This window comes from Pseudomonas sp. (assembly GCF_041601375.1).
In the GTDB taxonomy this organism is placed as follows: Bacteria; Pseudomonadota; Gammaproteobacteria; order Pseudomonadales; family Pseudomonadaceae; genus Aquipseudomonas.
Genome location: NZ_JBFIIG010000034.1, coordinates 1 through 22924, shown reverse-complemented (window position 1 = coordinate 22924; position 22924 = coordinate 1). Strand labels below are relative to the sequence as shown.

General features: G+C 64.5%; 18 protein-coding genes. 12 read left to right on the top strand and 6 right to left on the bottom strand.

Translation table 11 applies throughout. From position 1 onward, the window contains the following. Positions 1 to 21 precede the first annotated feature (21 nt). Complete coding sequence (locus tag ABZE94_RS07215) at positions 22 to 609, bottom strand: exopolysaccharide biosynthesis protein (protein ID WP_372874859.1); 588 nt, start codon at positions 607 to 609, stop codon at positions 22 to 24. 198 nt (positions 610 to 807) lie between these two features. Between ABZE94_RS07215 and metE the strand changes: the two genes are divergently transcribed. Next, a complete protein-coding gene (gene metE, locus ABZE94_RS07210; protein WP_372874858.1) occupies positions 808 to 3114 on the top strand; it encodes a 5-methyltetrahydropteroyltriglutamate--homocysteine S-methyltransferase in 2307 nt (768 codons plus the stop codon). Positions 3115 to 3217: 103 nt separating this feature from the next. Here the strand turns inward: metE and ABZE94_RS07205 are convergent, their stop codons facing one another. Further along, positions 3218 to 4132: a LysR family transcriptional regulator gene (locus tag ABZE94_RS07205; RefSeq protein ID WP_372874857.1), complete on the bottom strand. Its 915-nt coding sequence runs from the start codon at positions 4130 to 4132 to the stop codon at positions 3218 to 3220. A gap of 154 nt (positions 4133 to 4286) precedes the next feature. Between ABZE94_RS07205 and speB the strand changes: the two genes are divergently transcribed. The 9 genes from speB to ABZE94_RS07160 all read left to right on the top strand — a co-directional run bounded on the left by speB (position 4287) and on the right by ABZE94_RS07160 (position 15643). Beyond that, on the top strand, positions 4287 to 5273 hold the full coding sequence (gene speB, locus ABZE94_RS07200) for an agmatinase (RefSeq protein WP_238044366.1): 987 nt from the start codon (positions 4287 to 4289) through the stop codon (positions 5271 to 5273). Between the two features lie 2 nt (positions 5274 to 5275). Beyond that, a complete protein-coding gene (locus ABZE94_RS07195) occupies positions 5276 to 6784 on the top strand; it encodes an aldehyde dehydrogenase (RefSeq protein WP_372874856.1) in 1509 nt (502 codons plus the stop codon). Between the two features lie 95 nt (positions 6785 to 6879). Beyond that, positions 6880 to 7053: a hypothetical protein gene (locus ABZE94_RS07190; protein ID WP_372874855.1), complete on the top strand. Its 174-nt coding sequence runs from the start codon at positions 6880 to 6882 to the stop codon at positions 7051 to 7053. 9 nt (positions 7054 to 7062) lie between these two features. Beyond that, positions 7063 to 8538, top strand: coding sequence for a cytosine permease (locus ABZE94_RS07185; RefSeq protein WP_372874854.1), 1476 nt, complete (start codon positions 7063 to 7065; stop codon positions 8536 to 8538). Beyond that, positions 8531 to 10216: a choline dehydrogenase gene (gene betA, locus ABZE94_RS07180; RefSeq protein ID WP_372874853.1), complete on the top strand. Its 1686-nt coding sequence runs from the start codon at positions 8531 to 8533 to the stop codon at positions 10214 to 10216. The genes ABZE94_RS07185 and betA overlap by 8 nt, the downstream gene beginning before the upstream one ends. Positions 10217 to 10440: 224 nt before the next feature. Beyond that, positions 10441 to 11937, top strand: a complete 1497-nt coding sequence (locus tag ABZE94_RS07175; protein WP_372874852.1) for a PLP-dependent aminotransferase family protein — start codon at positions 10441 to 10443, stop codon at positions 11935 to 11937. Between the two features lie 148 nt (positions 11938 to 12085). Beyond that, positions 12086 to 13159, top strand: coding sequence for a sugar phosphate isomerase/epimerase family protein (locus ABZE94_RS07170; protein ID WP_372874851.1), 1074 nt, complete (start codon positions 12086 to 12088; stop codon positions 13157 to 13159). A gap of 47 nt (positions 13160 to 13206) precedes the next feature. After that, on the top strand, positions 13207 to 14472 hold the full coding sequence (locus ABZE94_RS07165; protein ID WP_372874850.1) for a nitrate/nitrite transporter: 1266 nt from the start codon (positions 13207 to 13209) through the stop codon (positions 14470 to 14472). Positions 14473 to 14653: 181 nt separating this feature from the next. Further along, positions 14654 to 15643, top strand: coding sequence for an alpha/beta fold hydrolase (locus ABZE94_RS07160; protein ID WP_372874849.1), 990 nt, complete (start codon positions 14654 to 14656; stop codon positions 15641 to 15643). A gap of 339 nt (positions 15644 to 15982) precedes the next feature. On the opposite strand, the gene glpD is transcribed toward ABZE94_RS07160, so the two are convergent. Next, the gene (glpD, locus tag ABZE94_RS07155) at positions 15983 to 17524 is read right to left on the bottom strand and encodes a glycerol-3-phosphate dehydrogenase (protein ID WP_372874848.1); all 1542 of its coding nucleotides are present in this window, start codon (positions 17522 to 17524) and stop codon (positions 15983 to 15985) included. Between the two features lie 313 nt (positions 17525 to 17837). Continuing rightward, entirely contained in the window at positions 17838 to 18596 is a 759-nt protein-coding gene (locus ABZE94_RS07150; protein ID WP_372874847.1) for a DeoR/GlpR family DNA-binding transcription regulator, read from the bottom strand. Between the two features lie 172 nt (positions 18597 to 18768). Between ABZE94_RS07150 and ybaK the strand changes: the two genes are divergently transcribed. Beyond that, the gene (ybaK, locus tag ABZE94_RS07145; RefSeq protein ID WP_372874846.1) at positions 18769 to 19239 is read left to right on the top strand and encodes a Cys-tRNA(Pro) deacylase; all 471 of its coding nucleotides are present in this window, start codon (positions 18769 to 18771) and stop codon (positions 19237 to 19239) included. A gap of 64 nt (positions 19240 to 19303) precedes the next feature. Beyond that, entirely contained in the window at positions 19304 to 20791 is a 1488-nt protein-coding gene (glpK, locus tag ABZE94_RS07140; RefSeq protein WP_372874845.1) for a glycerol kinase GlpK, read from the top strand. A gap of 144 nt (positions 20792 to 20935) precedes the next feature. Here the strand turns inward: glpK and ABZE94_RS07135 are convergent, their stop codons facing one another. Then, positions 20936 to 21718, bottom strand: a complete 783-nt coding sequence (locus ABZE94_RS07135; protein WP_372874844.1) for a type IV pili methyl-accepting chemotaxis transducer N-terminal domain-containing protein — start codon at positions 21716 to 21718, stop codon at positions 20936 to 20938. Between the two features lie 78 nt (positions 21719 to 21796). After that, positions 21797 to 22924, bottom strand: a 1128-nt coding sequence (locus ABZE94_RS07130; RefSeq protein ID WP_372874843.1) for an alginate export family protein, incomplete at its 5' end; no start/stop codon positions are given.

The window sequence follows — 22924 nt, the reverse complement described above, 5'->3', positions numbered from 1 at the left end:
CTGGCGCAATCCGGGATGGGGCTAGAGAAATGCCTGGGCGAGGAGATACAGGCTGCCGATGCTGAAGGCGAACGCCAGCAGGGCCAACACCCCGTCATTGGTGAATAGCGCCAGGCCCAGCGCGGTCAGGGCGGCGCCGTTGATCGAGTTGGCGAAGGGAATCAGTTCCAGCGGCGGCATGCTCAGGGCGATCAACAAGCACAGCAGGACGTTGGCGTAGAGCGCGGGGCCATGGGTGAACAGGGTCAGGCGGGGTTGCACCATGCGGTCCACCCAGCGTGCCATGGGATAGACAACCTGCAAGGCGTGCTCGAACTGACTGCGCGACAGGCTGCGTGTCAGCAGCCAATGCGGCAGCCAGATATGCCGCCGCCCGCAAAGCAACTGGCCGGCAATCAGCGCCACCATTACCGCGACCGTGCTCGGCGGCCCGGGAATCCCGGACAGGGGCGACAGGGCGATCAAACCGGGCAGGAACAGCAAGGGGCCGAACGAACGCTGCCCGGTGGCTTCCATCAGGTTGGCCAAGGCGATCCGTTTCGAGTCGGCGCCGGACTGCTGCAGGTGTCGCAGCAGCTCTTGGAGGTTGCTCGGTTCTTGCTTGCCCATTGGCATCTCGGCGATAGGGATTGTGACTCACCTTAACTTGGAGGCCGTTGCCGGCTTGAGGTTCGCCTGTCGTGACGAGGTTGGCTATGGGGTTCTGTATCATGAAAATAATTTGTAGTTAACTCGAATATCTTGAGTTTGTTTCATTGTCTATGGTCGCGGACAATCCTTGCCATCACTTATATGGAGAGTTTTGCCATGGCCCTGTCCCATTCCCTGGGTTTCCCGCGCATCGGCGCCGACCGCGAACTGAAGAAGGCCCTGGAGGCTCACTGGAAAGGTGAGCTGGATGAAGCCGGCCTACAGTCGGTTGGCCGCCAGTTGCGTACCGCCCACTGGCAGTTGCAGAAAGACGCCGGTATCGACTTGCTGCCGGTCGGCGATTTCGCCTGGTACGACCAGGTACTCACCCACTCGCTGACCTTCGGCGTGATCCCCGAGCGGTTCCGTCCGCACAGCGGCAAGCCAAGCCTGGAAACCCTGTTCGGCATGGCGCGCGGCGTTAGCCACAGCAGTTGCTGCGGCGCTGCCCATGCCCAGGAGCTGACCAAGTGGTTCGACACCAACTACCACTACCTGGTCCCCGAGTTCAGTGCCGACCAGCAGTTCCAGCTGAGCTGGGAACAGCTGTTCGAGGAGGTCCACGAGGCCCACGCCCTGGGGCACAGGGTCAAACCGGTACTGATCGGCCCGCTGACCTATCTGTGGCTGGGCAAGGTCAAGGGTGCTGATTCTGAAGACAAGAGCTTCGACAAGCTCGAGCTGCTCGAACGGCTGCTGCCGGTTTACGGTGAAATCCTCCAGCGCCTGGCTGCCCAGGGCGTGGAGTGGGTGCAGATCGACGAGCCGATCCTGGCGCTCGACCTGCCGCAAGCCTGGAAGAACGCTTTCGAGCGCGCCTACAACCTGCTGCAGCGTGACCCCGGCAAGAAGCTGATCGCCACCTATTTCGCCGGCCTGGAGGATAACCTCGGCCTGGCCGCCAGCCTGCCGGTGGATGGTCTGCATATCGACCTGGTCCGCGCACCCGAGCAGTTCCCGAGCATTCTCGACCGTCTGCCGGCGTACAAGGTGCTGTCGCTCGGCGTGGTCAACGGGCGTAACGTCTGGCGTACCGATCTGCAGCAGGCCCTGGCCATCCTGCAGCAGGCGCAGGAGCGTCTGGGTGAGCGCCTGTGGGTGGCGCCGAGCTGCTCGTTGCTGCACAGTCCGGTCGACCTCAACCGTGAAGACCAGCTGGATAGCGAGTTGAAAAGCTGGCTGGCCTTCGCCGTGCAGAAGTGCGAGGAAGTCGCCCTGCTGACGACGGCCCTGAATGAGCCGCAGAACGCCAGGGTACAGGCCGCGTTGGCGCAGAGCCGGGCCGTGCAGGCCAGCCGCGCGCAGTCACCGCGTATCCACAAGCCGGCGGTGCAGGCCCGTCTGGCAGCCATTACCGCAGCCGACAGCCAGCGTCAGTCGCCGTTCGTGCAGCGCATCGACCAGCAGCGCGCGCGCCTGCAACTGCCGGCGCTGCCGACCACCACCATCGGCTCCTTCCCGCAGACCGCGGCGATCCGACTGGCGCGTCAGGCGTTCAAGGCCGGCAAGCTGAGCGTCGCCGAATACACCGCGGCCATGCACAGTGAGATCCGTCACGCCGTCGAGGTGCAGGAAAACCTCGGCCTGGATGTGCTGGTGCACGGCGAGGCCGAGCGCAACGACATGGTCGAGTACTTCGCCGAGCAGCTCGACGGCTACGCCTTCAGCCGTTTCGGCTGGGTGCAGAGCTACGGTTCGCGTTGCGTCAAGCCGGCGCTGATCTACGGCGACCTGAGCCGTCCGCAGGCCATGACCGTGGAGTGGAGCCGCTACGCCCAGGGCCTGACCAGCAAGGTGATGAAGGGCATGCTGACCGGCCCGGTAACCATGCTGATGTGGTCGTTTCCGCGCGAGGATGTCAGTCGCGAGGTCCAGGCCCGCCAGCTGGCCCTGGCGATTCGCGACGAGGTGGTCGATCTGGAAGCCGCCGGGATCAAGATCGTGCAGATCGACGAGGCGGCCTTCCGAGAGGGCCTGCCGCTGCGCCGGGCGCAATGGCAGGGTTATCTGGACTGGGCGACCGAGGCCTTCCGCCTGTGCGCCTCGGGCGTGCGCGACGAGACGCAGATCCACACCCATATGTGCTACAGCGAGTTCAACGACGTGATCGAGTCGATCGCCGCCATGGACGCCGACGTCATCACCATCGAGACCTCGCGCTCGGACATGCAGCTGCTGCAGGCCTTCGAGGCGTTCGATTACCCCAACGACATCGGTCCCGGGGTCTATGACATCCACTCGCCGCGGGTGCCGGACAGCGCCGAGATGCTCGAGCTGCTGCGCAAGGCGGCCCGGCGCATCCCCGCCGAACGCCTGTGGGTCAACCCGGACTGCGGCCTGAAGACCCGCGCCTGGTCGGAAACCGAGGCGGCGCTGGTCAATATGGTGGCGGCGGCGCGCCAGTTGCGTGGCGAACTGGCATGAGAGTCGCCGGGCGAGCAGCCGGAGGCGACCCTGGAATCGCCTTTGGCCTATATGGGCCAAACCACATTGCCCGCCGTCCGGCGCCAGGACGCTGGTGTGCCGCTCAGGGGCGGGTGCCGGTGCGCGAACAGGCGGCGAGGTCTTCGAGGAAGGCCTGGAGAATCGGCGGCGGGGCCACTCCGCGCCGGCTGATCCGGTCGAATGGCGACATCAGCTGCAGTTGCGGCGCTGCCAGCTGGCGCATTTCGCCGTTCTTGACCCAGGGTGCGGCGAAATGCATGGGCAGGAAGCCCAGGTAAGCCCCGGAGATGATCAGGATGGCCAGCGCCTCGATGTTATCCACCGTCGCCGCCGCCTTGCTCACCCCCAGCTGTTCCAGGTCGTATTGCTGCATGTAACCCCTGGCGACTATGCGGCTCGCGCCAACTTCCTTGAGCAGTTCGGCCCCCTTGGCCTGGCTGCCGTAGAGCGGATGGCGGCGACCGCAATACAGCGCCAGGGCTTCCTGGTACAGCGCCGAATAGGACAGGCCGGGCACGTGGATGGGGAAATGGCCGGCAGCCAGATGCAGGCGGCCGTCGAGCACGCGTTCTTCCAGCTCTGCGGGAGCGCCGACATAGACGTTGAGGTGGACGTCGTGGCCCCTGGAGACGAAACGCTGAGTGGCCCGCGGTATCGGCGAATCGGGGTCGGTAATGGTGCTGTCGATGATGCCCAGGTTGAGCTGGCCGCTGATGTGCTGTTTGAGCACGTCGGCATCCGCGCAGAAGTTCTCGACTGCCGAGAGCAGGCGCAGGGACGCCTCATGGATTGCCACCCCTTGTTCGGTCAGCTGGAAGCCGCTGCGCCCGCGTTGGCACAGCTTGACCCCGAGCCGGGTCTCCAGATGGGCCATCTGCTCGCTGATGGTCGACTGACCGGCATTCAGCGCCGCCTGGGCGGCAGAAAACCCTCCGCATTTGACGATGGTGGCGAAGACCCTGAGCAGTTTCAGGTCGACATCATGCAGTTGGATCACCCAAACCTCCCATTCGCGATACATCGGAAACACCGATATGAGTATCTGATGTGCAGTATTTTTTCCACCTGAAGCTGCGCCCATAGTCACTGCAACGGTGAACGCTGACAAGGTTTGCCCATTGTCAAAACAACAAGAGTGGAGATGCCTGAAGATGTCGAACAATAGTTACGAGTCCGGCCGCTTGAACTTGCCATTCGTCGGTCATTGCACCTTCGCCAAATCCCCGGTGTGCACCGACTGGGATGCGTTGAATGCCGATGTGGCGATTCTCGGCGCGCCCAATGACATGGGCACCCAATGGCGTTCCGGCGCACGCTTCGGACCGCGTGGCATTCGCGAGGCCTCCACGCTGTTTTCCTTCGGTCACGCCGGCGCCTACGACCACGAGGACGACGTGATGTACCTGACCGCCGAGGACGTGCGCATGGTCGACGTCGGTGACGCCGACATCGTGCATACCGATATGGTCACGAGCAACGCCAACACCGAGTACGCCGTGCGCAAGATCCTCGAGGCCGGTGCCATGCCGGTGGTGCTGGGTGGCGACCACTCGGTGCACGCGCCGGTGATCAAGGCCTTCGAGGGGCGCGGGCCTATCCATATCATTCACTTCGATGCGCACCTGGACTTCGTCGACGAACGCCATGGCGTGCGCTATGGCCACGGCAACCCGCTGCGCCGCGCCTCGGAGATGAACCATATCGTCGGCATGACCCAGATGGGTATCCGCAACGTGTCCTCCTCCAACCGCGCCGACTACGACGCGGCGCGCGGTGCCGGCTCGCATATCTTGTCGGTCCGCGATGTGCGCCGCCTCGGCGCGCAAGGCGTGCTGGAGCTGATTCCCAGCGGCGTGCCCTACTACATCACCATCGACATCGACGGCTTCGACCCGTCCATCGCGCCAGGTACCGGCACCCCGAGTCACGGCGGTTTCCTCTACTACGAAGTGCTGGAAATTATCCAGGCACTGGCCAAGCGCAGCCAGGGCAATATCGTCGGCATGGACCTGGTCGAGGTGGCGCCGGTATATGACCCCAGCGGGATGACCTCGATCCTCGCCGCGCAACTGCTGCTCAACAGTATCGGCTTCATCTTTCACGAGCGCGCCCAGGCCCGCGCCACTCAGGAGGCATAACCATGGACAGCATCGTTAAACAGTACCTGCAGCAGTTCGGTATCTCCGAAGCCACCCAGGCGTTTCTGGCCAAGGCGCAGAAGATGTTCATCGGCGGCGCCTGGGTCGAGGCCAGCGACGGTCAGAGCGCCGAGGTCATCGAGCCCTCGACCGAAGGCTCGCTCACCCGCATTCCCATGGGCACAACGGCGGATCTGGATCGCGCCGTGGCGGCCGCCCGCACGCAGTTCGACGGCGGCGCCTGGCGCCTGCTCAAGCCGCTGGAGCGTGAGCGCTTACTGCATCGTCTGGCCGACCTGATTGAAACCAATGCCGCCGAACTGGCCGAGATCGAATCGATCGACGTGGGCAAGTCGGTGGCCCAGGCGCGCGATGTGGACATCCAGGGCACCATCGACACTTTCCGCTACTTCGCCGGCTGGGCCAGCAAGATTCACGGGCGTACCGTCGAGCCGTCGCTGCCGGGCAACTACCTGGCCTATACGCGCAAGGAGCCGGTAGGCGTGGTCGGGGTCATAGTGCCGTGGAACTTCCCGCTGCAGACCATGGCCTGGAAGCTCGGAGCGGCCCTGGCGGTTGGCTGCACCGTGGTGGTCAAACCGGCCGAGCTGACCTCGCTGTCGGCACTACGTTTCGCCGAGCTGGTGCAGCAGGCGGGCATCCCCGACGGCGTGGTCAACATCGTCAGCGGGCGCGGTAGCGTGGTCGGCGCGGCCATGGCCAGCCATCCGGGTATCGACAAGCTCAGTTTCACCGGTTCGACCCCGGTTGGTTGCACTGTGGGCAAGGCGGCCCTGGACCAGATGAAGCGTCTGACCCTGGAGTTGGGCGGCAAATCGCCGGTCATCGTGCTGGACGATGCCGACATCCCGGCCGCCGCCCAGGCAGTGGCCAACGGGGTGTTCTTCAACTCCGGGCAGGTCTGCGACGCCGGCACTCGCGCCTATATTCATCGCAGCATCTATGAGCAGTTCCTCGCCGAGCTGATCGCCTACACCCGCACCCTGAAGATCGCCCCGGGCCTGGATCCCGACTGCTTTATCGGCCCATTGGTATCCCGTCAGCAGCAGGCGCGGGTGTTGGACTACATCGAGGCCGGCAAGGGCGAGGGCGCCGAGTTGGTGTATGGCGGCGAGCCTGTCGAAGGCCCTGGCTACTTCGTCCAGCCGACCATCTTCGCCCGTTGTCGCAACGACATGCGCATCGTCCAGGAGGAGATCTTCGGTCCGGTGCTGGTCACCGCGCCCTTCGATGACGACGAGGAGGCGCTACGCCTGGCCAATGACTCGCTGTATGGCTTGGCTGCGGCGCTCTACTCCAACGATCTGGGCCGGGTGCACGGGTTGATTCCACGGCTGCGTGCCGGCTCGGTGTACGTCAACGCCCACAGCACCATCGATCCGGCCATGCCGTTCGGCGGCTACAAGCAGTCCGGCTTCGGCAAGGACCTGGGCGCCGAGCAACTCGAACACCTGCTGGAAACCAAGGCGGTGTGGATCACCTTGCCATGAACTAACGAAAGGATCAGACCACCGGCATAACGCTAGGCGTTATGCCGGGACACATCGGGTAGCCAATAACAAGAGCCATACGAGGTCATGTCCAGATGAACAGTCAAGCCGAAAACCTGCGCGCGCAAGACCTGGAGCGACGCATCCGCGTTTACGAGGAGATGGAGCAGGCCAATAACTGGCCAGGGGCGTTGAACGCCGTCGACTACTTCGCAATCACCCTGATGACGCTGGTGCTGGTGACCGGCTTCTACCTCTGGGGGTACTGATTCATGACCATGCCTAACAAGGTTGATCTCAGCCAAGAGGCTGAACGCGGTGATGCCCCCTTGCTGCCCAACGAGCGCATGTGGGGCTTCTGGGAGTTCACTTACGCCAACTCGGCCCTGGCCATCGCCACCTGGGCCTTCCTCATCGGCGGCGCCACTGCGCTGTTCGTCGGCGTCACCGAAGGCATCGCCGCCATCGTCATCGGTAACATCATCGGCGTAGTGCTGGCGAGCTTCTCCACCTGCGTACCCTGCGGCAAATACGGCACTGAGCAGTTCACCTTCCTGCGCAGCATGTTTGGCAGCAACGGCAGCCGCCTGGTCTATTTGCTGGCGGTGGTAGGCCTGACCATGGGCTGGCTGGCGGTGTTGGGGCTGATGTTCGGTCGCTCGATCGACGGCCTGACCGGCTTGCTGAACGAGCATGAAGCGCAGCCGACTGGGACGCTGGTGATGGTCGCGAGCCTCTTCGCCATCCTCCTGACCGGTTTCGTGGTCGCCAGGGGGCCCACCTCGATCAAGTGGTTCAACACCCTGGTCGCGCCCGCGCTGGTGCTGATCATGGGCGCGATGCTCTACCTGATCCTCAGCGAGCGTAGCTTCGCCGAACTGCTGGCCCTGCCGGCCCTGGACGCGCCCTTTGCCGACAAGCGGGTCAACTTCATGATCGCGGTGGAGATCAACATGGCAGCGGGCTTCTCCTGGTGGCCCTACGTTGGCAACTTGGCGCGCCTGACCAAGAACCAGCGCACTGCGTTTTGGCCGAACCTCATCGGCATCTTCGGCGCCGCGGTGTTGGGCGAGGTGGTCGGCATGACGGCGGCCGCCGCGTTGGGCGACAGTGATCCAACCATCTGGATGACCCATATCGGCGGCCTGGTATTCGGTGTCATCGCCCTCGGTTTCGTCGCCTTCGCCAACGTCACCAGCATGATCAACATTCTCTACACCTCGATCGTCGGCCTGCGCCAGGTCGTCGGTAAACAGTTGCAGGCGGTGAAGTGGGAACTGCTGGTGGCGTTGTTCTGTTTGATACCGCTGATCATCGTCATGGTCGCCCCCGGCATCTACGACGGTTTCTTCATCTTCCTGGTGTGGACTTCGGCGCTGAATAGCGCGCTCGCCGGGATCGGCATCGCCGAGTACTTCTTCCTGCGTAAGCAACGGATGAACCTGCGCCATCTGTACGCGCCTGAGCAGCAATCGCCGTACCACTACTGGAAAGGCTTCAATCCGATCGCACTGCTGGCACTGGTAGTTGGCTTCGTTGTCTATGTGGCGCTGTGGAATCCGCAGACGCTGGACCACACCACGCTGTTCACCTTCATCTCCGCTTCGCTGCCGGGCTGTGTGATCGCCGGTCTCGCCCACTACCTGCTGACCCGTGTATTCGCCACTCGACTGGGTTGGGGCGCCTACGCGCCGCGCGGCAGTGCCAAGCCCACTTCCCTGAATATCAATGCACAGGGCTTGAGCAATGACTAAGCGATACGACTACATCATCATCGGTGCCGGTTCGGCCGGCTGCGTGCTGGCCAACCGCCTGAGCGAGGACTCCGCCACCTCGGTGCTGGTCCTGGAATTCGGCGGCAGCGACCGCAGCGTGCTGATCCAGATGCCCAGCGCCTTCTCCATCCCGATGAACACCAAGAAGTACAACTGGCGTTACGAGACCGAGCCGGAGCCCTACCTGGATGGGCGGCGCATCCACTGCCCGCGCGGCAAGGTGCTCGGCGGCTCCTCGTCGATCAATGGCCTGGTGTATATCCGCGGCCACGCCTACGACTTCGACGAGTGGGAAGAGCTCGGCGCGCGCGGCTGGGGTTATCGCAACTGCCTGCCGTACTTCCGCCGCGCCGAGCATTACGAGGCCGGCGGCGACGCCTACCGCGGCGATAGCGGGCCGTTGCACACCAACAACGGTAACCATATGCGCAACCCCTTGTACGGCGCCTGGGTGGAGGCCGGCGCCGAGGCCGGCTACATCAAGACCGCCGACTGCAACGGCTATATGCAGGAAGGCTTCGGCGCCATGCACATGACCATCAAGGACGGGGTGCGCTGCTCCACCGCCAATGCCTACCTGCGCCCGGCCATGGGCCGGCCGAACCTGACCGTGGTGACCCAGGCCATGACCCGGCGGATCATCCTCGACGGCAAACGCGCGGTGGGCATCGAGTACGACCACGGCGGGCGTAGCCAGCAGGTCTTCTGCGACCGCGAGATCCTCCTGGCAGGCGGGCCGATCGGCTCGCCGCACCTGCTGCAGCGCTCCGGCATCGGCCCGGCGGCGGTACTGGAGCAGGCCGGGGTGGCGCTGCAGCACGAGCTGCCCGGGGTCGGCGAGAACCTGCAGGATCACGCGGAGGTGTACATCCAGTTCGGCTGCAAGCAACCGCTGACCCTCAACAGCAAGATGGACCCGCTGAGCAAGCTGCTGATCGGCCTGCGCTGGCTGCTGTTCAAGGACGGTCTGGGCGCCACCAACCACTTCGAGGCCGGCGGCTTCATCCGCTCCGAGGAGGGGCTGCGCTGGCCGGACATCCAGTTCCACTTCCTCCCCGCGGCAATGCGTTACGACGGCAAGAAGCCGATCAAGGGCCACGGCTTCATGGTGCTCACCGGGCCGAACAAACCCAAGAGTCGCGGCCATGTGCGGCTACGTTCGGCCGACCCCTACGAGCATCCGCGCATCCAGTTCAACTACCTGGAGCGCGAGGAAGACCGCGCGGGCTTTCGCCGCTGCGTGCGCCTGACCCGCGAGATCATCGGCCAGCCGGCGATGGACGCCTTCCGCGACGGCGAGATCGCGCCGGGGCCATCCGTGCAGAGCGACGCGGAGATTGACGCCTTCGTCCGCGAGAACCTGGAGAGCACCTACCACCCCTGCGGCACCTGCCGCATGGGCGAGGACGAACTGGCGGTGGTCGACTCCGAGCTGCGCGTGCGCGGCCTCGAGGGGTTGCGGGTGATCGACTCCTCGGTGTTCCCCACCGAGCCGAACGGCAACCTCAACGCGCCGACCATCATGCTCGCCGAGCGGGCGTCCGATCTGCTGCGCGGGCGCGGCATGCTGCCGGCCGCGGATGTGGAGGTCGGTCTGGCCGAGAATTGGCAAACCCGGCAGCGCACGAAAGCGCCGGCGCGGGATGTCCGGGTCTAACCGGAGTCAGTCCCTCACCGCGGTGGAGACGCGAACAGGGTCGCGCGCCAGCGGTGGGGGAGGAGGTTCATAGCGCAATCCCCAGGGGCTTCATTTGGCTAACCTGTGCGGCTTGCATAGCGCCTGTGGCCACCTTGATGGATCAGCCATTCAGGTGAGCCTTGGCGGTGAGCACCGCTAGATACGGCCGTACAGGCCAATTGCCCATGAGAGGCCGGCAACCAATGAAGTCCCCCGGTGGCATGCTGCTGGCGAGTGTCGAGCTGAATCGCACGGGCTCGGTGCCGCTGTATCGCCAGTTGTATCTGCAGATACGCCAGCAGATTCTCGCTGGTCGTCTGCATGGGGGCATGCGTCTGCCGTCGACGCGCACCTTGTGCGCGGAGTTGGGTTTATCGCGGATTACCATACTCAATGCCTTCGACCAGCTGACCGCGGAAGGCTTCCTGGAATCGCGCACCGGTGCCGGCACCTATGTCTGCGCCGAGTGGGAAGGCCGTGCCGCGGCTGCCGACGAGCCACGCAAGGCGCCGCGCCTGTCCAGTCTCAGTCAGTCGCTGCTGTCCATGCGCAGCGACCATTTCAGCGGGATCAACTACACGGCCTGGAACCCGGAATGTCCGACCTCGTTCCTGCCCAGCCACGTCGCCTACGACGCTTTTCCATTGGCGCTATGGAAGCGCCTGCTGAGTCGCCACCTGCGCCAGCCGACCAAGGCCATGCTCAGCTATGGCGAATTGATGGGCCAGCAGGCGCTGCGCGAGGCGATTGCCGGCTACGTGTATGACGCGCGCGGCATTGACTGCAGTGCGCAACAGGTGGTGATAGTGTCGGGCGCCCAGCAGGCCTTCAACCTGTTGAGCATGCTCTTGCTCGACCCGCAAGACAGCGTGTGGATGGAGGATCCGGGGCATATCGCTGCGCGCATCACCTTCCAGGCCCAGGGCTGTCGGGTCGTACCCCTGCGTATCGACGAGGAGGGCATGGACGTGCAACAAGGGCTGCGCGAGTGCCCAAAGGCCCGCCTGGCTTTCACCACCCCCGCGCGCCAGCACCCGCTCGGTACCACCATGAGCTATGCGCGGCGACTCGAACTGATCGAGTGGGCCGGGCGCGAGTCGGGCTGGGTCATCGAGGACGATTGCGACAGCGAGTACCGCTATCAGGGGCGTGCGCAGCCGGCGCTCTATGCCATGGATCAGCGGGCGCGGGTGATTCACGTCGGCACCTTCAGCAAGGTGCTGTTCCCTTCGTTGCGCCTGGGTTACGTGATTCTTCCAGAGGCGCTGGTCGAGCCGTTCTGCGCCATGCGTGCGGTGATGGATCGCAGTCCCGCCACGCTGTTGCAAGCGGTCACCGCCGACTTCATGCGTGAAGGCTATTTTCTCGGTCACATCCGGCGTATGCGCACCCTCTACCAGGCCCGCCAGGACTGCCTGCTGGAGAAGCTGCAGCAACGCTTGGGCGGGTTTATCGAGGTCAAACCGGTGGACGCCGGGATGCACGTGATCGGCTGGCTGGCGCCCGAACTGGATGACGCCGCCGTCGCCAGCGGGCTGGCCAGCCAGCAGATCTATACCTACGCCTTGAGCGACTATTGCATCCAGCGTTACCTGCCGCCCGGGCTGCTGATCGGGTTTGCCGGTACGCCCGAGGATCAGGCCGAAGACAAGGTCGCGGCCCTGGCTCAAGCCCTGAGGGCTATGGGGCACCGGGTTTGACACTGGCGCCATTGGTTTTGCGTGGAGTCGTTGCCCGCAGCAGAAAGTGGTCATAACAAATAGGCGATAGTGGCTATATGGAGCGTTTCATTCCCGCGCGATAAAGGCACCACCGGCCAGCCCGGTGCCTACCCTAGGAATGACTCGAATGAACGCTATCCAAGCACGCTTCAACGCCCTGCTGAGCCACAAGGCCAGCGGCGACAGTCCACCCCCGTTACTCACCCCGGCAGTGGCCGGCAAACTGCTCGAGCGACTGAACCAGCTGCGTCTGTTCGCCCATGCCTATCCGCTCTTGAGCAATCTCACCCAGGGTTGCCTCAAACCGTCCGACCTACTCGATTTCGCCTACGCCCATGAGCTCCAGGGCGTGAGCCTGCACCTGCTCGACGGCGAGGAAAACAGCCTGGGCAGGATGAACCGGGAGCAGCTCCTGGCATTTTCCGCCAAGGCCGAACGGTTGGGCCTCGATCTGCACCTGGAGATCAGCAGCACGCGCAAGGAGGACGTGGATCAGGTGGTGGCCATCGCCAGAACCCTGGGTGTACGCAATATCCGCGTCTATTCGCGCTACGAGGGGCATCTCTCACGGGTGATGGATCTGATCGAAACCGACCTGCATTACCTGGCCAAACTGGCGGATCAGCACGATCTGTTCTTCGATTTCGAGCAGCACGAGGAGCTCAAGAGTGGCGAGATCGGCCAACTGCTCGAACGCCTGAAGCATCCGCGCCTGCATGCCCTGTTCGACTTCGGCAACATGATCAACGCCTGCGAGCAGCCCCTCGCGGCCCTGCAGACCCTGGCCCCGCACATCCGTCAGGTGCACCTGAAGGGGGTGCGCATCGTGCCCGAACAGAACGGTTTCGGCCATTACGGTGTATTGCAGGGCAGCGCCGAGGACGATCTGCCCAGCCCGCGGATGCTCTACGAACTGCTGATGCTGGGTGAGCAGGCACCGCAGGTCATCGCCTTCATCCTCGAGCAGGAAAATCACTACATCGCCCCAGCCTTCCGCCAGTCGGGCGAGGCGCCAGACCCCTTCATCGCCTACCGCGAGATGAGCGAAACGGCCCTGCCGCCCGGCTACACGGCGCAGCGGATGGCCGCCGATGAACGGCGTTGGGCGAACAACCAAGTTCGCTACGTGCGCGGTCTGCTCGGCGAACTCAGGGTGCTGTGCGAACTGACCCTGGCAGACACGCCGCTTGCCTGCGCCTGAATCGCGCAGTGCTCGGCATACATACAATCATTCTGTGGAGAACAACAATGACAGCAGAAGCCAAAGCCAAATGGCTCCGATTCCTGGTTCTGGTCCTCGGTGGCGGGACTATCTATAAGCTGGCGAGCCTCAAGGACGCCTTCTATGTGCCCATGCAGGAGTTTATGGGGCTGAGCCACACCGAAATCGGTACGCTCTTGAGCGCCAACGCCATTGTCGCTACCGCCCTGTTCGTAGTCGGTGGCATGCTCGCCGACCGTTTCGATACCCGTAAGCTGATTCCCCTGGGGTTGATTGGTACCGGTAGTTTGGGGCTGTACCTGGCGACCTTTCCCGGTTTCGACAAGCTGCTGATCGTGTTCAGCCTGTTGGCGATCTGCGCCGATTGCATCTTCTGGCCCTCCTTGCTCAAGGCCATTCGCAACCTGGGCGATGATCAGGAGCAGGGGCGCATGTTCGGCTTGCTCGAAGGCGGGCGCGGGGTAGTCGACACCCTGGTGGCTTTCTCTGCCCTGGGGGTGTTTGTCGCCATGGGTTCGGGTGAGACGGGCCTGAAATCGGCCATCCTGTTCTATGCACTGGTCGATATTTTCGCCGGTATCCTCACCTGGTTCCTCCTCAGTGACAGCGCGCAGCGGCCGGCCGCGACTCAGCGTTCCAGCCTCTCCGGGCTGCTCGAAGCCGTGCGCGTGCCGGGCGTCTGGCTGGTCAGCTTCAACGTGTTCATGGTCTACATCGTCTACTGCGGCCTGACCTATTTCATCCCCTTCCTGAAGGACATGTACGAGTTGCCGGTGGCGCTGGTCGGTGCATACGGGATCATCAATCAGTACTTCCTCAAGGTGCTGGGTGGGCCGGCCGGCGGCTACATGGCGGACAAGCGCCTGAAGAGTTCGAGTCGTTACCTGAAGTGGGCATTCCTGGCGCTGCTGCCGGCCATGGCGCTTATCATGCTGATCCCCAAGGGCAACAGTTTCATCTACGCCGGCATGGCCGCCACGCTCTCCTTCGCCTTGATCGTCTTCACCATGCGTGGCGTGTTCTGGGCGCCCATGAGTGAGGTAGGGATTGCCCCGCATATCACCGGCTCGGCCTTCGGTATCGGCTGCCTGATCGGTTATGCACCCGGCATGTTTGCCTATGTCATCTATGGCTCGATCCTCGATCACTTCCCGGGTCAGCAGGGCTACACCTATGTCTTCTCCTTGATGAGCATATTGGCGGTGATAGGTTTTATGGTGTCCAGCCTGCTGTATCACTCCGTGCAGAAGCGGGCACCGCTACCCTGCGCCGACGCTCTGCCACAAACCTGATGGCTATGCGTCAGGCAACCTGACTGGCAGGCCGAAAGCGGTTTTCGGCCTGCCGCATTGAGCTTGGCCGGTTAGCCACCGCTCGGCAAGATTCATCAAATTGTCACGGTTGTGTGGCAGCGCGCTCGAGTAAATGTCAGCAAACTCGCGTCTCAATGGGGTTCTGCGTTCTGGTGTTTTCATGCGTGCGTTATTTCTTCTTGCCGTGCTCCTTTGCGGCTTGCCTGTGTTTGGCAGCGAGCGCTGCGATGTGCTGGCGCCGACCTTCAAGGTCGAGCTGAACGAGGTGCAATTGGCCTACCAGAGCATCGGTCGCGTCAGCGATCCGGTGCTGCTGATGGTCATGGGCCTGGGCGGGCAGTTGATCCACTGGCCGGACGAGGTGGTCGCGCGTCTGTGCGGGCAGGGTTTCCGGGTGATCCGCTTCGACAACCGCGATGTCGGCCTGAGCCGCTGGGTGCGGACGCCGCCACCGGCCAACCTCGCCTACGAGGCGTTGCGCTATCGTCTCGGCCTGAGGGTCTCGGCGCCTTACCAGTTGCGCGACATGGCCGGCGATGCCCTGGGCCTGATGGATGCCCTGGGCGTGCGCCGCTTCCATGTGCTCGGCGCCAGCATGGGCGGGATGATCGCCCAGCACCTGGCCGATCTGGCCCCGGCCCGGGTGCAGAGCCTGACCCTGATCATGACCAGCTCCGGCGCCCAGGGCCTGCCGGCACCCAGCCCGGCGTTGCTGGAATTACTCGCCGCGCGCGAGGCGTCGAGCCGCGCGCTGGCGCTCGAGCAGCAGGCCGATCTGCTCGCCGCCCTCGGCAGTCCGTTGGTCAGCGACGATCGCCAGGCGCTCCTGCAGCAGGCCGAGATCGCCTACGAACGCGCCTTCAACCCCGGGGGCGTGCAACGCCAGCTGCTGGCGATACTCGCCGAGTCGAGCCGGGTCGAGTTGCTCAATCGCCTGCAGGTGCCGACCCTGGTGGTGCACGGCACCGCCGACCCGTTGCTGCCGGCGATGCACGGCGTGCATGTGGCCGCGCATATCCAGGGCAGCGCACTGAAGCTGATCCCCGGTCTGGCCCATCGTTTCCAGGAGGCGTTCAAGGAACCGCTGCTGGCGGCGGTGCTGCCGCATCTCCAGGCGCATCGTCAGGATGGGCACTGGGCGCAGCTGTAGCGTTAAGAGGCTGTGAAAAAACACCCGCCTACCGAGCTAGCCTGCAAACGCCCTACGTTTCGGTCAATGACCCCAAGCAATCCGCGATCCGTAGGGTGTCACTCGCCGCAGGCAGTGCACCAATGGTTGCTCGGCGCGACACAAAAGCTGGCGGGTTGTCGCTGCGCTCCGAAGCCGCCCTACGGTCTCGAGCAATCCGCGATCCGTAGGGTGTATCACTGGCCGCAGGCAGTGCATCGCCGATCACTGCTGCACGGTTTACCCTGGCCAGCCATCGGCAGCAAAAAAAAAGCCCCGCGTCTCGGGCGATTGGCGGGGCGAAGGGATAGCAAGGGCTAGTCAGGCCACGTGGGCGCCTTCCGGGCTGTTAGGCGAATGCACGCGCAAGTAGCGGGCCAGCCGCGCCTGCTGCGAGGGCGTCATGAACAAGCCCAGCTTGGTCCGCCGCCAGAGGATATCGGCGCTTTGCATGGCCCATTCGTACTGGCACAGGTAATCCACTTCGCGCGCATAGAGGCCGCCGCCCAGGTGTTCGCCGAGGTCGCTCTGCTCTTGCACGCCCTCGAGCAGGACCCAGCTGCGGCTGCCATAGCAACTGGCCCAGCGCCGGGCGAGGGCGGTCGGCAGCCAGCCGAAGCGGGCACACAGGGCTTCGACCATGGCGCTTTGGCTTTCCAGGTTTTCCGCGCCGGGGAGCAGGGCGCTGGCGGTCCAGCGCGGTTTCATCTGCGGGAAGTGCGGCGCCAAGTGCGCCAGCGCCGCTTCCGCCAGCTTGCGGTAGGTGGTCAGCTTGCCGCCGAACACCGAGAGCAGCGGCGCCTCGCCCGGCTGGCAGGACAGGGCCAGGGTGTAGTCGCGGGTGACGGCGGAGGGCTGGTCGGACTCGTCGTCGCACAGCGGGCGCACGCCGGCGTAGGTGTGCAGGATGTCCGTGCGCGCCAGTTGCTGCTTGAAGTGGGCGTTGACCACGCTCAGCAGGTAGGCGATCTCTTCCTCGCTGATCGCCACCTTGGCCGGGTCGCCGGTGTATTCGCGGTCGGTGGTGCCGATCAGGGTGAAGCGTTCCAGGTAGGGGATGGCGAAGACGATACGACGGTCTTCGTTCTGCAGGATATAGGCATGCTCGCCGTCGAACAGCTTCGGCACGATGATGTGGCTGCCCTGGATCAGGCGGATGCCATAGGGCGAGGCCAGCTTGAGGTCGTCGCGGATAAAGCGCGCCACCCAGGGGCCGGCGGCATTGACCAGGGCGCGCGCGCGGATCGAGAACAGGCTGCCATCGACGCGCTCCATGTGCATATGCCACAAGCCCTTGCTGCGCCGTGCACTGATGCAGCGGGTACGGGTGTGCACATGGGCACCCTGTTCGCGGGCGGCCATGGCGTTGAGCACCACCAGACGGGCGTCGTCGACCCAGCAGTCGGAGTATTCGAAGCCGTGGCTGATCTCCGCCTTCAGCGGGCTGCCCGCGCCGAAGCGCAGGCTGCGCGAGGCGGGCAGTTTCTCGCGCTTGCCGAGGTGGTCGTAGAGGAACAGGCCGGCACGGATCATCCAGGCCGGGCGCAGGTGCGGGCGGTGCGGCAGGATGAAGCGCAGCGGCTTGACGATATGCGGCGCCTTGGCCAGCAGCACCTCGCGTTCGGCCAGGGCTTCGCGCACCAGGCGGAACTCGTAGTGTTCCAGGTAGCGCAGGCCGCCGTGGATCAGCTTGCTGCTGGCCGAGGAGGTGTGTTCGGCCAGGTCGTCCTTTTCGCAAAGGAATACCGACAGGCCGCGACCGGCCGCATCGGCGGCGATGCCGACGCCATTGATGCCGCCACCGACGACCGCCAGATCGTAGACTTCGGCGAAAGGGGCAATGTGCTTGGGGCGAGGAGGCATGGTGGCACCATAAAGTCGAAAGTGAACTTGGTTATGTTCGATTTCGAAAATATGCTAGTCGAATATGTCCGGCTTCGCCAGCCCGCCGCGCGATTTTGCTGCCGAGTGGTTGTTGGCTGTTCTCGGGGTGGTTTGCCGCTTGCCGCTTGTGAAGCCACCGGTCGCAGTCGGCGAGCGGTGTTTACAAGCTCAGAGGTTGTGGAAATATCGAGCACCGCAGCGAGGGCGCCTCCAGGCGTTCGCTGCGGTGTTTGGAGGCGTTCGCAGAGGCGTTTGCAGAGGCGTTCGTAGGCAAGAGTTTTTTCACAAGCTCTCAGACCAGATCCAGCTGCACCTCGTGCTCGGCCAGCAGGCGGCTGATCGCGGCCGAGGGCGGCGCGTCGGTGAACACGCGGTCGACCAGGGTGATCGAGCCCAGGCGCACCACGGCATTACGCCCGAATTTGCTCGAGTCGGCGGCGAGAAAGACTTGCCGCGCGTTGTCGATGATCGCCTGGGACACCCGCACTTCCTGGTAGTCGAAGTCGAGCAGGCTGCCATCCTCGTCGATGCCGCTGATGCCGACCAGGGCGAAGTCGACCTTGAACTGCTGGATGAAATCCACCGTCGACTGGCCGACGATACCGCCGTCGCTACGCACCGTACCGCCGGCCACCAGTACCTCGAAATCGGCCTTGGCGCTGAGCTGGGCGGCGACGTGCAGGTTGTTGGTGATGATCTTCAGGCCCTTGCGCTTGAGCAGTTCGCGGGCAATCGCTTCGGTGGTGGTGCCGATGCTGATGAACAGCGAGGCGTGGTCGGGAATGTGCGCGGCGATGGCTTCGGCGATGCGCTGCTTCTCCTCGCGCATCTGCCCGGCGCGCATGGCATAGGCGGTGTTCTGGGTGCTCGAGGCATCGCTCGCCGCGCCGCCATGGGTGCGCCGCAGCAGGCCCTGCTCGGCCAGCTGGTTGATGTCGCGGCGGATGGTCTGCGGAGTGACGGCAAAGGCCTGGGCCAGTTCGTCGATACTCACGTAGCCGCGTCCGCGGGCGAGGGCGAGGATGTCATGTTGGCGCGGCGCCAGGGTCATGGGGGCGATCCTTGTGTTGTGCGGCAGTATAGGCTGTCGCTGAAGAAATTTTATGGCCTGCCATCCATGGCGGCCATCCTGCGGGCCGTCGCGGCGCGACGTTAAAAACTGCTCCTGGCAGTTTTTTCGGCTAAGGTACGTGGACTTGGCTAGGGTATTTTCACAAACGAACATGACTCCCGCTATCGATTTACTGAAAAAGCATAAGGCTGCGCATCGGGTGCACAGCTACAGCCATGATCCCAAGGCCGCTTCCTATGGCCTGGAGGCGGCGGAAAAACTCGACCTCGAGCCGGCCCGGGTGTTCAAGACCCTGCTCGCGGCCAGCGAAAAAGGCGAATTGCTGGTGGCCGTGGTGCCGGTGGCGGGCAGCCTCGACCTGAAGGCCCTGGCCCAGGCCGCAGGGGCGAAGAAGGCCGAGATGGCCGATCCCGCTGCGGCGCAACGCACCACCGGCTATCTGCTCGGTGGCATCAGCCCGCTGGGACAGAAGAAGCGACTGCGCACCTTTATCGACGTATCGGCGCAGCAGTACCCGAGTATCTTCGTCAGCGCCGGGCGGCGCGGACTGGAGGTGGAGTTGGCGGCTGAGGTGCTGGCGCAACTGACTCAGGCCGGTTTCGCCGCCATCGGCCGGCAATGAGCCGCGCGGCCCGGCCCGCTATGGCGTTGCTTGATCCATCCGCATAACAACAAAGGAAATCCGCATGTCCGACTACCTGCTCGCGATCGACCAAGGCACCACCAGCAGCCGCGCCATCGTCTTCTCTGCCCAGGGCCAACCGTTGGCGCGGGCGCAGCAGGAGTTCAAACAGTACTTCCCGCAGGACGGCTGGGTCGAGCACGACGGCGAGGAAATCTGGCAGAGCACCCTCGCGGTCTGCCGCGCGGCGCTCGAGCAGGGTGGCCTGGCGGCCAGCCAGATCGCCGCCATCGGCATCACCAACCAGCGCGAGACCACCCTGGTGTGGGACGCCGCGACCGGCATCCCGATTCATCCGGCCATCGTCTGGCAGGACCGGCGGACCGCCGACTACTGTGCCGGGCTCAAGGCCGCCGGCCACGAGGCGACGGTGGCGGCCAATACCGGCCTGCTGATCGACCCCTATTTCTCCGGCACCAAATTGCGCTGGATCCTCGATAACGTGGCCGGCGCGCGGGCGCGGGCCGAGCGTGGCGAACTGCGTTTCGGCACCGTGGACAGCTTTCTGCTGTGGCGCCTGACCGGTGGCAAGTCGCACAAGACCGACGCGACCAATGCCTCGCGCACCATGCTGTTCAACATCCACACCCAGCAGTGGGACGCCCAGATGCTCGAATTGCTGGACATTCCGCCCAGCCTGCTGCCCGAAGTGCTGGACTGCGCCGCCGACTTCGGCACCCTCGAGGCCGAACTGCTCGGCGCGCCGATTCCGGTGCTGGGCATGGCCGGCGATCAGCAGGCCGCGCTGATCGGTCAGGCCTGTTTCCAGCCGGGCATGGTCAAGAGCACCTACGGCACCGGCTGCTTCATGATCCAGAACACCGGCGCCACCCCGGTGGCCTCGAAAAATCGCCTGCTCACCACCGTCGGTTACCGCTTGGACGGCAAGGTCACCTATGCGGTGGAGGGCAGCATCTTCGTCGCCGGGGCCGCGGTGCAGTGGCTGCGCGACGGCATCAAGCTGATCAGCCATGCGCGCGACAGCGAGGCCCTGGCCGAACAGACCGGCGATGCCTGCGGGGTCTACCTGGTGCCGGCCTTCACCGGCCTGGGCGCGCCTTACTGGGACCCGAAGGCGCGCGGCGCGATCTTCGGCCTGACCCGCGACACCGGGATCAAGGAGATCGTCACCGCCGGCCTGCAGTCGGTCTGCTACCAGACCCGCGACCTGCTCGAGGCCATGCGTCAGGACGGCGCCGCCGAACCCAGCGCGCTGCGGGTGGATGGCGGCATGGTGGAGAACAACTGGGTCATGCAGTTTCTCGCCGACATTCTCGGGGTGTCGGTCGAACGCCCCGAGGTCACCGAAACCACCGCCCTCGGCGTGGCCTACCTGGCCGGGCTCAAGGCGGGCGTCTATCGCGACCTCGACGAGATTGCCGGGCATTGGCAGCGCCAGCAGCGCTTCGATCCGCGGATGAGCGCGGAGCACCGCAGCAAGCTTTACCACGGTTGGCTGGATGCCGTGCAGCGGGTGCGTAGCGAGGGTTAGAGTCTCGCCTACTGCGGCCGCCAATTGGCGGTAAAACGTCAGAGCCGGGCGCCACTGTAGGGTGCGCCGCGCGCACCAATGGGTAGGCTCCGTTGGTCGAAGGGGGTGCGCATGGCGCACCCTAGCGGGTTGAGCGGGTACGCCTCAGGAGCCTGCCAGCATCACCCCCTCGTACTGGTTGGTCAGCTCATGCATCTGCCACAGCAGGGTTTCGCTGGTGGTGGCGATCACCGTGGGTACGAAGCGCGAGTCGGCGGAGAGATTGAAACCGACGCGGGTGAAGCGCCACTGGGCTTCGGCCTGTTGCAGGCCCTTGGCGATGGCCGGAGTGTTCTGCCGAGCCTGCTGCAGTTCCTGCAGGGCCTGGTCGAATTCCTCCACTGCCTGATTGAACGACTGTTCCAGGCCGGCGATCGGCAGGCGCCAGCTCATGGCCAGGTAGAGCTTGGCGATGCGCTGGCTGAGCATGCGCTGGCGGCCGCTGCGGTTGACCAGGCGTGCGCTTTGCCCGCCGCTGTGGCGTTCGAGCAGTTGCACCACCTGCTCGCTCTGCTCCAGCAGTCGGTCGCTGAGTTCCAGGATGACCGGCGCCTGTTGCTTGTCCGGGCGTGCCAGTGCCTGTTCGCGGTAGCGTTGCCAGGTTTGCCCGACCTCGGTCAGGGCGGTGCGAATCTGTGCGGTGGGGGCGTATTCGCCGAGGGCCAGGTAGTTGCTCTCGAATGTGGCGATGCTCTGGTCGAGCTGCTGTTCGGCCAGATCCGGACGAATCTCGGCGCCGATCATCAGGTAGCTCTTGGCGATGCGCTGGCTAAGCATGCGTTGCATGCCGGACAGGTTCATCGCCTCGGCGGCGTTGATGGTCGCCCAACTCGGCGGGCTGAGCAGGGCAAGACCGAACAGCAGGCCGGCAATAATGGATTTGAGCATGGGAAAGCCTCCTTGAGGCCCGCGTCGGAGACCGTCGCGGGCGCAGCAGGAAAGGCCCCGCTGTGAGGGGCGGGGTCGTCAGTAGCTATATTGCAGTTGCACCCAGAGCTTGTCGGTGTCCACGGCGAAGTCGTCGGCATCGTAGCCGGCGTACTTGACCAGGCCGACCAGACCCTTCACGCCCGGAATCGCATGGGCGTAGGAGACATCGATCTCCGAGCCATAGTGGCTGCTGCCTTTCTCGGCGCGGAAGTCGTGGTACCAGGCCGCCAGGTTGCCGCCGAACAGCGCGGTGCTGCCACCGACGTAGGCGTCCTGGATGCCGTTGGCCGGGGTCAGCAGGAAGATGTCGGCCCAGCCCTGGAAGGCGTGTTTGGTCGCCAGCGGGGTCTGGAAGGCGCGGTTGCCCGGTCCTGCGTCGCCGCCGAGGACTTCGTAGCCGCCCTTGAGGGTCACGCCCTTGAGCGTGTAACCGAGTTCGGCCAGGTAGTATTCACTGTCCAGATCCTGCGGGTTGTCGGCATGGTCGCTCTGCCGGGCGTATTCCAGGGCGTAGCTGACTCCGGCTACGGCGCCATTGAGGCGAAGGCCTGTGGTCTTGCTCGACTGGCCGCCGCCGGCCAGGTTGTCCAGGCCCAGGCGGTACTGGTAGGCGGTGGCGGTCAGCTCGGGCATGACCAGGTACTGGGCGTTCAACAGGTGGCTGTGGCCTTCGATATTGGCCGGGTTGCCCGCGGTGTCGAAACGATTGTCGCCGGGGCCGAAGATGCTGTTGATGTTGTCGATGTAGGCGTAGGTCAGGGTCAGGCCGTCCAGCGGCTTCAGCTGGCCGAGCACGCCGTCGTAGGTCTGCTCGTTCTGCCGCCAGGCCACGCCGCCGACGAAGCGCTGGTTGTCCAGGTTGATGCGCTGGCGACCGACGACCGCGTTGCCCAGCGCATGGTCATAGCGCAGCAGGGCCTGGTTGATTTCGCTGCCGTCCGGGTCGGCGACTACGGAAAAATCGCTCTGGCCGTTGCGCGTGCTGTTGTAGCTGGCGTCGCCGATGCGGCTGACGTTGTCCGCCTCGACCAGGGCGGAGAGGCCGTACCACTTGCCGCTCTGGAAGCCGACGCGGGTGCGCAGGGTCTGGGCGTTGGCGTTGTTCAGCGCGTTGTCCTGGTCGACGTGTTCGTAGCGGTAGCGCAGGTCGAGGATCGGCTTGCC